This is a genomic window from Flavobacterium sp. TN-1, assembly GCF_052828645.1.
This window is the reverse complement of record NZ_CM128253.1, coordinates 2,197,924-2,210,662: the sequence shown is the minus strand read 5'-3', so window position 1 is coordinate 2,210,662 and position 12,739 is coordinate 2,197,924. Positions and strand designations below refer to the sequence as shown.

The following is a 12,739-nucleotide window of genomic DNA, read 5'->3' as shown; positions in this document are numbered from 1 at the left end:
TAAAGTTTTGTTTAATTCTTGAAAATTAAAAATAAGCAGTCAATATATTTTATTTTAATTAAATTTTAACAAAATTTTAAGTTCAAAATAAGAATTAATATTCTTTTTTTACTAATTTTATTAGATATAAAGCCTTTAAAATAATATAAGCCATGTTAGTAAAAGTATTTGGAAGTGCCGTTTTTGGCGTAGATGCTACTACTATTACAGTAGAAGTAAACACAGAAAAAGGGATTGGTTATCATCTAGTAGGATTGCCTGATAGCACCATCAAGGAAAGTTGTTTTAGAATAGCAGCTGCTCTTAAAAATAATCATTATCAATTTCCAGGAAAAAAAATAATCGTAAATATGGCTCCTGCTGATTTACGCAAGGAAGGATCCGCTTATGACTTAACGATTGCTATTGGTATTCTAGCCGCTTCAGAACAAATTAGCAAGGATAAAATAGACCAATATGTCATAATGGGCGAACTTTCTTTAGATGGAAGTTTACAACCTATAAAAGGTGCTTTGCCTATTGCTATAAAGGCTAGAGAAGAGGGTTTTAAAGGATTTTTCTTACCCAAACAAAATGCCAATGAAGCCGCAATCGTATCTGATTTAGAGGTGTATGGCATTGAAAACGTGAGTGAAATTATTGATTTTTTTGAAAATAAAACACAACTAGAACCTATAAAAATAAACACTCGAGAAATTTTTTTTAAGACTATTGATTTTCCTGAATTTGATTTTGCAGAAGTGAGAGGTCAGGAATCAATTAAAAGATGTATGGAAATAGCAGCAGCTGGAGGACATAATATTATATTAATTGGTCCGCCTGGAGCAGGCAAAACCATGCTAGCTAAAAGGTTACCCAGCATTTTACCTCCTATGACATTAAAAGAGGCATTAGAAACAACAAAAATACATAGTGTTGCAGGAAAATCAAAAGATTCAGGTTTAATTAATCAACGTCCTTTTAGGGCTCCTCATCATTCTGCCTCAAGTGTTTCTCTTGTAGGTGGAGGCAGTTATCCACAGCCTGGAGAAATTTCCTTAGCTCATAATGGTGTTCTTTTTTTAGATGAACTCCCTGAGTTTAAGAGAGAAGTTTTAGAAGTAATGCGTCAACCATTGGAAGATCGAGAAGTAACTATTTCCAGAGCTAAATTTACAATTACCTACCCTTCATCCTTTATGCTTGTTGCCAGTATGAATCCTAGTCCGAGTGGCTATTTTCATGATTCTTCTTCTAAATTAAGTTCAAGTTCTAATGAAATGCAACGGTATATGAACAAAATATCAGGTCCTTTATTAGATCGAATAGATCTACATATAGAGGTAACACCTGTTCCTTTTGAAAAACTTTCAGACAATCGTCCTTCCGAAAGTAGTTTAGAAATTAGAAAAAGAGTCTGTAAAGCACGTGAAATACAGAGTTTAAGATTTGAGAAATATGATTATTTACACTATAACGCTCAAATGACTACAAAACAAATAAGAGAATATTGCTCTTTAGATAATGATTCTCTTCATTTATTAAAAGCTGCAATGGAACGACTAAGTTTATCCGCTAGAGCTTATGATAGAATATTAAAAGTATCTCGTACTATTGCTGATCTTGAAAATTCAGATGGTGTACACGCTCATCATATAGCGGAAGCTATACAATACAGGAGTCTAGATCGAGAAGGTTGGCTTGGCTAGATCCTATAAATTTAAAAAAGAGAATATTCATATAATGATAATATTCTCTTTTTATATAAATCTATAATATCTAAGACTATCCAAAAGTTTAAAATCTTATCCACTTAACTTGATCAACTATCTTCATTTTAATCGCCAAAGACATTGTTGTCAAAATATTTTATATGATTTTTACAATATTATTTATGTGCATAAAATTTTTCTTTTTTAGAAATTTAATTTTTTTAAACTAATTGTTTTAATGCTATTTCAAAAGCTCTTGCGCTTATATTCTTTTTATCAGAACTTGAATCAAATGTTTTTTGGATAGCTGTTTTAATAACGTCTGAAGTATCATTAAAAATAGCTTCGTCTGTCATTTGTACTTTTCGTTCCATAAAGTAAGCAAAAACACGAGCCATACCACAATTTGAAATAAAATCAGGAATTAAACTTACTTTGCTATCTGTTTCTTCCATAATAGGACCAAAGAAAATTTCTTTATCTGCAAAAGGAACATTGGCTCCACAAGAAATCACTTCTAATCCTGAAGTAATCATACTTTCAACCTGTTCTTTTGTAACTAAACGTGATGCGGCACATGGTGCAAAAATATCTGCTCCTATAGACCAAATTTTTTCATTAATTTCAGAAAAAGAAATCATATCATTCGTTACTAATTTATTTCCATCTTTATTTAAGAATAATGTTCTAATTTCTTCAAAACTAAAACCATTTTCATTAATAAGACCACCATCTCTATCTATTATTCCTACAATTTTGGCTCCCATTTCTGCTAAATAAAACGCAGCTGCTGAACCTACGTTACCAAAACCTTGAACAATGGCTTTTTTACCTACAACACTCCCTCCATAAATATCATAATAATGTCTAACGGCTTGCGCTACTCCATACCCTGTAATCATATCTGCTACAGTATATTTTCTATGAATATCAGGTGAAAAGGTGGTATTTTCTATAACTTTTACTACTCCTTGACGTAATTGTCCTATACGGTTTATTTTATCAGCCTCAGTTGGTTTAAAATGTCCATTAAAAACACCTTCTTGTGGATGCCAAACGCCACATTCTTCGGTCATTGGTATTACTTCGTGAATTTCATCTACATTTAAATCTCCTCCAGTACCATAATAACTTTTTAGTAAAGGAGAAACTGCTTTATACCAACGTTGTAATACTTCTTTTTTTCTAGGGTCATTTGGATCAAAATTAATTCCTGACTTTGCGCCTCCTATAGCTGGTCCAGAAACTGAAAATTTAACCTCCATTGTTTTGGCTAACGATAAAACTTCATTCATATCTAATCCTTTACGCATACGAGTTCCTCCTCCAGCAGCTCCTCCACGCAACGAATTAATTACAGTCCAACCTTCTGCTTCTGTTTCTGGATCCTTCCAATGAAATACTACTTCTGGTTCTTTATTTTCAAATTTCTTTAAAAGCTCTTTCATGTTATTCTATTTATTTTTAGATGTGTATCTTATAAAAAAAGTTGCGCAAATGTAAATATTTTGCACAACTTTTTTTATAGGTTAATTTTTTAATGTTTTCCTAAAAGTTCATTCTTTAAATCTTCATCTGCTGGCTCATTTGATAACCAAATACCGAAAAGAGCTTTTTTAAAATCTTTTCCTTCTACTTTACCTTTTAACTTATCATTTTTAGTAACTGAAATAGCTTCTTCTTTTGGATTGTAAGATAATACGTATACGTCTCCTTTTACAATCTCTTCGGAAAGCAATGATTTAAATTGGTTAATTTTAGGCATCATAGCGTTTAGTTTTTCTCCACATGATTTTTCAAAACCTTTTTCCATTGCACTGGTTAACTTTCGAGCTGTAACCATTTTTGAAATTATTTCAATACGAATGGCCATATCTGTTTCACTATCCATAATAACTTGTGGATCTTGAGATAAAGCTGTTAAATACAAAGCTTGTACATATACATCAACCCAAGCTTTTGAACGAGTTCCAAATCCATTTAATTGAATTTTTTTTCCTCCATTTATTTCTATGTTTCTAGGAACAATTACGCCTTCTGTCTCAAATTGTGTTTGTGCATTAGACCAGAATGTTACAAACATAAAAGCGGTAAAAAATAACTTTTTTAGTTTCATATTTTTGAATTTTTTAGGGTAATACAAATGTATTACATTTAAATTTCATTCCAAAAAATGATTTTTTTTTATTCTCATTCAAAACGTATATATAAATCCTGATGAGTGATCTTCAAAAGCCCCTGTAACACTTGAAAGTACGTTAATTTTATTTTCTAACTTTAAAACTCCCAAAAATGCAAAAATTAGTGCCTCTTTAAACTCAATTATTTTTTGTTCAGGCACAACAATTTCTATATTTGGATTATTCTTTTTTATCCTTTCTATCAAATCATCATTGTAAGCTCCACCTCCTGTAACCAACATTTTACCTGATTTATTTAATAGTATATTTTTAATTTGAATGGCAATATGTTCTGAAAATGTTGATAAAATATCTGGAATAATTAAGTAATGAAATTTATTAATTATAGGCAATACTTCTTTTTTGACATACTCTATTCCTAACGATTTAGGAAATGGTAATTTATAAAAGTTCAATTCGTTTAGTTCTGCTAATAAAAGATCATTAACAGAACCCGAAGCAGCCATTTTTCCTTTGTTATCAAATTTATTTCCGACTTTTTCTGATAAAAAGTTTAAAACTGTATTTACAGGAGAAATATCAAAAGCTATTCTTTTTCCTTGGAATTCAAATGAAATATTAGAAAATCCTCCTAAGTTTAGACAATATTCAAAATCTGAAAACAAAATCTGATCTCCTATAGGGACTAAAGGAGCTCCTTGTCCTCCTTTTTCAACATCTTGAACCCTAAAATCACACACTACTTTTTGCTTTATTAGCTCGGCTAGTATAGGCAAATTTCCAATTTGTAAAGTACAACCGTTTTGAGGTTGATGTAAGATCGTATGCCCATGAGAGCAGATAGCATCTAAGTCTTTTAGTTGATACTTATCAATAAATCTATTTATAATAGAACTTAAATAGACTGTGTATTCTTCGTTTAAAATCTGTAATTCTTTATTATTAAAATTTACGGCAGATTTTAATTTATACAACCATTCTTCTTCATAAGATATGGTCTCTACTTCTAGGATTTCAAACTTCCAAGTTTGAAGCTCTTTTTTTAGAAATATATGAGCCAAATCAACTCCATCTAGGGAGGTACCAGACATAACGCCTATAACGTTAAAAAAGTTCTTTTTCATGACTTGCAAAAATAATTAAACTCATTGGTAAATTAGTATAAATAACTATATTTGAAAACTTTTATAAAAACAAAAACACAAAAATACAATGAACTTTAATTTAAGCGAGGAACATTTAATGATTCAGCAAGCGGCAAAAGATTTTGCTCAAACTGAGTTATTACCAGGAGTTGTAGAAAGAGATGAACATTCTATATTTCCAACGGAGCAAGTAAAAAAAATGGCTGAACTAGGCTTTTTAGGTATGATGGTTGATCCTAAATACGGAGGAGCAGGTTTAGATAGCGTTTCTTATGTATTAGCTATGGAAGAGATAGCTAAAATTGATGCGTCTGCAGCTGTAATTATGTCTGTAAATAACTCATTAGTATGCGCAGGTTTAGAAAAATTTGCTAGTGAAGAGCAGAAAATGAAGTATTTAGTTCCTCTAGCTAAAGGTGATGTTATTGGTGCTTTTTGTTTATCTGAACCAGAAGCGGGTTCAGATGCTACATCTCAAAAAACGACTGCTATTGACAAAGGAGATTATTACTTATTAAATGGTACTAAAAACTGGATTACAAATGGTGGTTCAGCTTCTACTTATATAGTTATTGCTCAAACAGATGCTGAAAAAGGACACAAAGGAATTAATGCTTTCATCGTAGAAAAAGGATGGGAAGGTTTTTCTATAGGTCCTAAGGAGAAAAAAATGGGGATCAGAGGTTCTGACACACATTCTCTTATGTTTTCAGATGTAAAAGTACCAAAAGAAAACCGCATAGGTGAAGATGGTTTTGGTTTTAATTTTGCTATGGCTGTCCTAAATGGCGGACGTATAGGGATTGCTTCTCAAGCTTTGGGGATTGCTTCTGGTGCATACGAATTAGCATTAAAATATTCACAAGAACGCGTAGCATTTAAAAAACCTATCTTCCAACATCAAGCTATTGCTTTTAAATTGGCAGATATGGCTACTCAAATTACGGCTGCTAGAATGCTTTGCTTGAAAGCAGCTTGTGAAAAAGATGCTGGACAAGATATTTCTCATTCTGGTGCAATGGCAAAACTATTTGCTTCAGAAACAGCTATGAACGTAACAATAGAAGCCGTTCAAATACATGGTGGTAATGGATATGTAAGTGAGTACCATGTAGAAAGGATGATGCGTGATGCTAAAATCACTCAAATCTACGAAGGAACTTCTGAAATTCAAAGAATTGTAATTTCTAGAGGTTTAATAAAATAAAACTCAAAAAAGAAGCTCTCTAAAACAACATACTAAATTGTTATTTTCTAAAGAGCTTCTTTTTTACAAAAGAACACACATCATACTCAGTTCTAAAAAAGAACTCGGAAAATATTATGAGCTAAGTTAAACCAAAGTGTATTTTTATCAGTAAAATTTATTCCTAAAAAGATTATATATATTTATAACTTATCTTCGTTAGAATATTTTTTTTAATACCATCTTTTTTTATTTTTCTTAGAATTATCTGACTTCCTTGATTTTTTTCCACTTTTTTCCTTTGGTTGGATATTGCCTTTAAGGATGGCTTTTTTTTGATTTAGTTGATTTTTTTTACTATTATTTGATTTCCAAGGAAAGGGATGATCTTCTTCTATTGTTACTTTATTCTTTAATAATCTGGTTATATCTTTCCAATATGTTTCTTCATCTTTTCCACAAAAAGAAATTGCTATACCTGAATGTCCTGCCCTCCCCGTTCTTCCTATTCTATGAATATAGGTTTCAGGAATATTGGGCAAATCATAATTAAGAACTACAGGAAGCTGATCTATATCAATTCCTCTTGAAGCAACATCTGTGGCTATCAAGAAATCAATTGTTTTATTTTTAAAATTTTCTAATACTTTTTGGCGTGCACTTTGTGATTTATCCCCATGCAAAGCATCACAGTTTAATTGATTTTTTTGCAAAAACTCAGCAAGATTATCTGCTCCTTGTTTTGTTCTTACAAATATTATGGTATTAACGAGTTCTTTTTGCTTAATAACTCGCAATAAAAGTTGTTTTTTTTCGGTTTTTTCTACAAAATAAACCAATTGTGTTATGTTCTGACTACTATGTATGGTTGATTTAACTTCTATATATTTAGGTTTTTTAAGAAATTCTTCAGCAATTTCTCTAATCTCTATGGGCATTGTAGCAGAAAACAATAGGGTTTGTCTGTCCTGAGGAGCTATTTTCGTTATTTTTCTTACGTCATTTATAAATCCCATATCAAGCATTAAATCTGCTTCATCTATAACTAAATGATGTAGGTGATTGATATCTATTACTCCTTGTTTATTCAGGTCTAAAAATCGTCCTGGGGTAGCAATTAATATATCTATTCCTTCTTTTAACTTTTCTACTTGAGTGGTTTGTGATACACCTCCATAAATGGTAAGTGTTGTACAATTTGTATATTTTCCGTATTTATTAAAGCTTTCTTCTATTTGTAAGGCTAATTCTCTTGTGGGAGCTAAAACAAGTGTACGAATGTGTTTTCTTTTTTTAAAAGATCCTACTATAGGAATTAAATAATTTAGGATAGGAATTGCAAAAGCGGCTGTTTTTCCCGTTCCTGTTTGGGCACAACCTACTAAATCTTCTTCTTCAAGAATGATTGGTATTGCTTTTTCTTGTATTTCTGTCGGTTTTATATAGGTTGCTTCCTTTATTGACTGTACTATATTTCGATGAAAACTAAACTGTTCAAAAGTCATATATATATATTTTAGGTAAAGGTACTATTTTGTGACTGAAGAATGTGCTTTTATAAAATCAGTTATTAAATATCCTATTAGTTTACCTACTAATTGAGGATTTTTATCTTCTCCTAAAGAAGGAGCTCCTTCACAAATATGTAAATAAGAAGCATTTTTATGTTTACCAAAAAAATAACAAAACTGTCTTACTTCTTCTACAGAAAAACCACTTAATGTCATGGCACTAGAAGGTATATTAGGAATAGAATCTAAATCTATTTCAATTCCATACGGATCTCCTTTTACATGTTCGTAGGCTGCCTTTAATTCTGACTGATAGTGTTTTTCTTGACGAATTTTAATTTCATCATAGGTAGTATATCTGACACGATCATTTTTACTTTTTATAATATCTAATACATTTTTAGATGTATAACTTTCATGTAATCCGAAAATAAAATAATTTTTTAAAAAGCCTTCTTCAAAGGCATACGAAAAACCATTACCGCTATGTCTTCCTTCTAAAATTCTAAAATCAGAATGGGCATCAAAATTTACAGCGTTAATAGATTTCCCTAATCCCAATGCGGTTCCTTTAATATTTCCGTAAGCATTATTATGTCCTCCGCCAATCACAATAGGTACTTTACCCGCTTTTATAATATGATAAATAATATGAGATACTTCTTTATCTATATTTTCAACTATTTTAAATAATTGTTTTCGATCATCAGGATTATTAGGATCTAAATCTTCTGCCTCACTCATTTCTTGTGAAACATCTACACGTCCTAAAATAATAATTTGGCTTCCTTTACAAAACTTGTTATGTTGTATATTAGCTACACTTTGAATGGTACTTTCCCATGCTGTTTTAGCTCCTTTTCTTCCTAAATTAGCACGTATTCCTATATCTTCTGGAATTCCTACTAGTACGTATCTTGCTTCACTTCTTTTTAAAAAACTAAAAACATCTTCATCTTTAGGGAGAATTTGAATTTTTTCTCCAAATTTTATTTCTCCATTACGATAAGATGTAATTTTTGAAAGATCAGATTGTCTAAAACGAATTAATTTTTCCATTGGGGAACGAAATTATATTGGGTCAAAAATACTATTTTTATGTAAAGTTACGTTAACTCTTGGTACAATCACATTAAAAAATTATTTTAGCATACTATAATAACCCTAAATAAATAAATTTAATATGCAAAGAAATGCTCCAAAAAGACCTAACAACATAGGATTCAAAATTGTTATAGGTATTTTATTAATCATGTTAACTGCCAGCTTGGTTTACATTTACAAACTAAATGAAGATTCTAAAAATACCTTATCTGTAGTAAAAAATGAAAAAGAGGCTTTAATGAAAGATTTAGAAATAACTAAGCAATCTTTAGAAACTGCCATGGAATCAAATACTACAATGACTGAAGAATTAATGGCTGAAAAAGAGAAAATTCAGCAATTAATGAATGAATTAGAAAAAACAAAAAGTACAGACACAGTTTCTATCAACAAATATAAAAATGAAGTTCAGAAACTAAAATCAAAAATTGCAAATTTGATAAAACAAATTGATGGATTAAAAAAAGAGAATGCAACACTTAATACTAAAATTGATAGTACTAATACTGTATTAAAAGAATCTCGTTCTAAAAATGACACTTTAATCTCAAAAAACAATATGCTTGCCAAAGCAATTGAAAAAGGATCAAAACTTTCTATTGTAAACCTACAAACAACGGCCGTTAAGCAAAAAAGCAGTGGTAAACAAATTGTTACAGATAAAGCAAGTCGCGCTAATCTTTTAAAAATTAGTTTTACAATAGCTGAAAATCAAATTGCCAAATCAGGAGATAAATCATATTACGTACAAATCATAGATAGTAAAAATAATGTATTAGGCGATAAAAAGATTGAAAGCTTTGGCGATAAAATGCTTACTTATAGCTTTATGTCTTCTGTTCGTTATGAAAACAAAACTGTAAAAGTAGAAAAAGATCTTCCTGTAGAAGATATTTCAGAAGGTACCTTTTTTGTAAATGTTTTTGATAAAACCGAATTAGTTGCCAAAACAAGTTTTTCTCTAAGATAAAAAATTACATTGTTTTTACCTCACTTCACTCCAAGCTAAGCTGATCTAAAAATAACAAATTCAAATTAGATAAAGAAGATAATAGTCACGTGATGTATAAACATTACATTAGGCAGTAAATACAATACAAATTGTATAAATTAAAAAGTCATTCTAAAAAATCAACTCCTTTTAAAAGAGCTAATTTTCCCGAATGACTTTTTATTATTTAAATTCATATAGTTATAATTAACAAAACAACTTCTTTAAACAATAAAGAATTTTAGAAATTTGTCAAGATGGCAAAAACATTATAGTAAGAGATCAAAAAACTCTTTTTTTGAAGCATTTTCACCCCCTAAAACACACTATACTAGGAGTATTTAAGATATTACAATCTTTATAAAAATATATGTTTTTTTAGGCTCTTACTTTTAACCTATTGAAGATTTTTTTCTTCTTTTACTACTAAAATTGAACCTTATCAAAAACAGAATTTTAAAAATTAAAAACGAAAAAATGTCTTCATCTATTGATAATAGCACTTTAAGATCAATCTACTTAGTATTAAAAAAAACAATTAAAAATGATAATTACTAATTTAAAATTGAAGCATTTTTTTAAATCCATTTTTTATTTAAGAAAAGGCCCGAATTATAAAAACCCAAGCCTTACTTTTTAACTTACATTCTTTCTGGAAAGATAATATCTTATAAAAATTAATATTTAATCTATCCCCTCTATGATAGGAATATATTCAGGATAATACTTATACTTTCTTTATTTTATTTTGTTGATTCTTTATTTTTAGCATTTCTTCTCTTGCCTTTAGCATTTCTTCTCTTGCTTTTAACATTTCCTCTCTTGCTTTTAGCATTTCTTCTTTAGCTTTTTTTATTTCGGACTCGCTCTCTTTTTCATTCCAGTTAAAATCAAAATCTTCGGGTTTAATTTTTTTCATTTCAATTTTCATTTGATCTATTTCAGGACGAATATTGTTCATTTTATCATGTAATTTTTGAAAATATTTTTGTGTATTAGATAACGCATCTTCGGTTATTTTTTCAATTTCTTTAGAATCAAATTTCAAAATATTTTCATTATTAAATTTTAACATCATAGGACCTCCTTCTGGGATATTGAATTCAAAATTACCATTAAAATCATTTAGCATTTTTTTATATTCTTCAGAATCAGTTTCTATTGGTTTACCATTTATGATTACTTCAGGTTTTCCATTATTTCGTTTTTTTATAACGATGCTTTTAGTATAATTTTTTAGCGTTTCTTTGGAATCATTTTTTTTATCTAATTGGCTTAGTGTATCTGAAATTTCAGGTATAGCAATTCGTTCATTAGGATCATATATTAGATCATTTTCTTTTTCTAAAAATGAAAAACCAAAGTAATCTTCTTCATTATTTGATTTATGAAAATTTTTAGATATACTGGGTTCATTTGATTTTCCAAAACCAATTTTATTTTTTATTTTATGAAAATAAATAGGTTTAATGGGTTCTTCTCCCTGAATATGAGTCATTCCTTTTTTACCATCAGCATCTTTATATTCTATTTTTATAGCTGTTATTTCACCTTTTGTATTACGTTTGATCCTAGAAAATTTAAGTGTAATACCAAATCTTTCTTTTGCAATTTTAGCATCGTCTTTCATTTCTTGATCAGTCGAATTTTTATCAGTAGTAATATATAAACCATTAGAGCTTGACTGATTCATGTTTCTTTCTTGTGCTATTGTTCTTATTTGAAAAAAAAATATAAAAACGGCTAACATTGGAATTATTAATGCGTATTTCCAAGATTTTCTTTTTTTTGATTGAGATTGGTTTAACATAATGATTCGATTTTTAATTAATGATGAGTTAAAATGATTTGAAATTGAAAAATAATTTCGTTGTGTAATTACTTTTAATAATGTTTTTTGATATTTGATTTTATCCTTTGATAAATAACTTGCTTTTTGATCTGCTATATACTCTAAGTTTTGAACAATTGCTTTTTTGTATAACCAAATAAATGGGTTAAACCAGAAAAGAATACAGAATATAGAAGTAATTAGCATATCTATTGTGTGCTTTTCTTTACTATGAACCCTTTCATGTACTAACACATATTGTAATTCCTCTTCGGTATAAAAATCAGAATTATAGACTATATAATTGAAGAATGAAAAGGGAGCAATATCTTTATCTGAATCTACTAATTTGAAAGATCCTTTTCTAATAACGTCTTCTTTACTAAGGAGTTTATACAACGAAAAAAAACTAATGACGAGTCTAATGAATAAAGTCAGAGAAATTATAAAATAAACAGATGCTATTATGATAGTCCAATTAATAAACGATGTGGATTCAGAATAATCTATTGAGCTATAATTTGCAGTTGTTTGTAAAAAAGAAGGATTAGATGTTATTTGAGACCTGATTATAATATATTTACGAATAAAAATAAGAGGTAAAATAACAGATGTTATTAATCCAGATAGTAAAAACCATCTATTTTTGTAAAAAAAAGTTTCTTTACTTACAAAAAAATGATACGCAATATAAAAAATGGTTATCAATATATTTACTTTGGTTATATATGAAATAAGTGTTTCCATATTATTCCTTATTTTCTATTAATTCTAAGATTTCTCTAAGTTCAGCAGCGGAAATTTTTTCTTGTTCTGCAAAAAAGGAAACTAAATTTTTATATGAATTATTAAAGTAGTTTTCAATAGCATTATTAAAAAACTTTTTTCTATATTCTTCCAAGGTAATAATTGGGTAGTATTGATGTGTATTACCAAAAATATAATGGCCTACATAACCTTTGTCTTCTAAATTTCTTATAATTGTAGAAAGGGTATTGTAATGTGGGGTTTCATTTTTTATTTCAGCCATTACGTCTTTTACAAAAGCTTTTTTAAGCTTCCACAAAATTTGCATAATTTCTTCTTCTTTGTTTGTTAACTTTTGCATAATTAAAATCGTTTCTACTACTTTTAATAAG

Annotated in this window: 10 protein-coding genes; 3 read left to right on the top strand and 7 right to left on the bottom strand. The window is 29.0% G+C overall.

The features are described 5' to 3' along the window. Positions 1-152 precede the first annotated feature (152 nt). Entirely contained in the window at positions 153-1,688 is a 1,536-nt protein-coding gene (locus ACUXZJ_RS09725) for a YifB family Mg chelatase-like AAA ATPase (protein WP_088466877.1), read from the top strand. 224 nt (positions 1,689-1,912) lie between these two features. Here the strand turns inward: ACUXZJ_RS09725 and ACUXZJ_RS09720 are convergent, their stop codons facing one another. From ACUXZJ_RS09720 to ACUXZJ_RS09710, 3 genes are all read right to left on the bottom strand, one after another. Continuing rightward, the gene (locus ACUXZJ_RS09720) at positions 1,913-3,139 is read right to left on the bottom strand and encodes a Glu/Leu/Phe/Val dehydrogenase dimerization domain-containing protein (RefSeq protein WP_060381939.1); all 1,227 of its coding nucleotides are present in this window, start codon (positions 3,137-3,139) and stop codon (positions 1,913-1,915) included. A gap of 89 nt (positions 3,140-3,228) precedes the next feature. Next, positions 3,229-3,807 (bottom strand): chalcone isomerase family protein, encoded by a 579-nt coding sequence (locus ACUXZJ_RS09715; RefSeq protein ID WP_446194831.1) that lies wholly within the window; start codon positions 3,805-3,807, stop codon positions 3,229-3,231. A gap of 78 nt (positions 3,808-3,885) precedes the next feature. Further along, a complete protein-coding gene (locus tag ACUXZJ_RS09710) occupies positions 3,886-4,956 on the bottom strand; it encodes an anhydro-N-acetylmuramic acid kinase (protein ID WP_446194829.1) in 1,071 nt (356 codons plus the stop codon). A gap of 88 nt (positions 4,957-5,044) precedes the next feature. On the opposite strand from ACUXZJ_RS09710, the gene ACUXZJ_RS09705 reads away from it, so the two are divergent. Beyond that, on the top strand, positions 5,045-6,184 hold the full coding sequence (locus ACUXZJ_RS09705) for an acyl-CoA dehydrogenase (RefSeq protein ID WP_060381936.1): 1,140 nt from the start codon (positions 5,045-5,047) through the stop codon (positions 6,182-6,184). 212 nt (positions 6,185-6,396) lie between these two features. Here the strand turns inward: ACUXZJ_RS09705 and ACUXZJ_RS09700 are convergent, their stop codons facing one another. Beyond that, positions 6,397-7,668, bottom strand: coding sequence for a DEAD/DEAH box helicase (locus ACUXZJ_RS09700; RefSeq protein WP_446194827.1), 1,272 nt, complete (start codon positions 7,666-7,668; stop codon positions 6,397-6,399). A 24-nt stretch (positions 7,669-7,692) separates the two neighbouring features. Beyond that, positions 7,693-8,733: a formimidoylglutamase gene (locus ACUXZJ_RS09695; protein WP_060381934.1), complete on the bottom strand. Its 1,041-nt coding sequence runs from the start codon at positions 8,731-8,733 to the stop codon at positions 7,693-7,695. 124 nt (positions 8,734-8,857) lie between these two features. Between ACUXZJ_RS09695 and ACUXZJ_RS09690 the strand changes: the two genes are divergently transcribed. Beyond that, the gene (locus tag ACUXZJ_RS09690; protein ID WP_060381933.1) at positions 8,858-9,748 is read left to right on the top strand and encodes a hypothetical protein; all 891 of its coding nucleotides are present in this window, start codon (positions 8,858-8,860) and stop codon (positions 9,746-9,748) included. Positions 9,749-10,496: 748 nt separating this feature from the next. On the opposite strand, the gene ACUXZJ_RS09685 is transcribed toward ACUXZJ_RS09690, so the two are convergent. Both ACUXZJ_RS09685 and ACUXZJ_RS09680 read right to left on the bottom strand, forming a co-directional pair. Next, entirely contained in the window at positions 10,497-12,347 is a 1,851-nt protein-coding gene (locus ACUXZJ_RS09685) for a M56 family metallopeptidase (protein WP_446194824.1), read from the bottom strand. 1 nt (position 12,348) lies between these two features. Continuing rightward, a complete protein-coding gene (locus ACUXZJ_RS09680; RefSeq protein ID WP_060381931.1) occupies positions 12,349-12,708 on the bottom strand; it encodes a BlaI/MecI/CopY family transcriptional regulator in 360 nt (119 codons plus the stop codon). Positions 12,709-12,739: the final 31 nt, after the last annotated feature.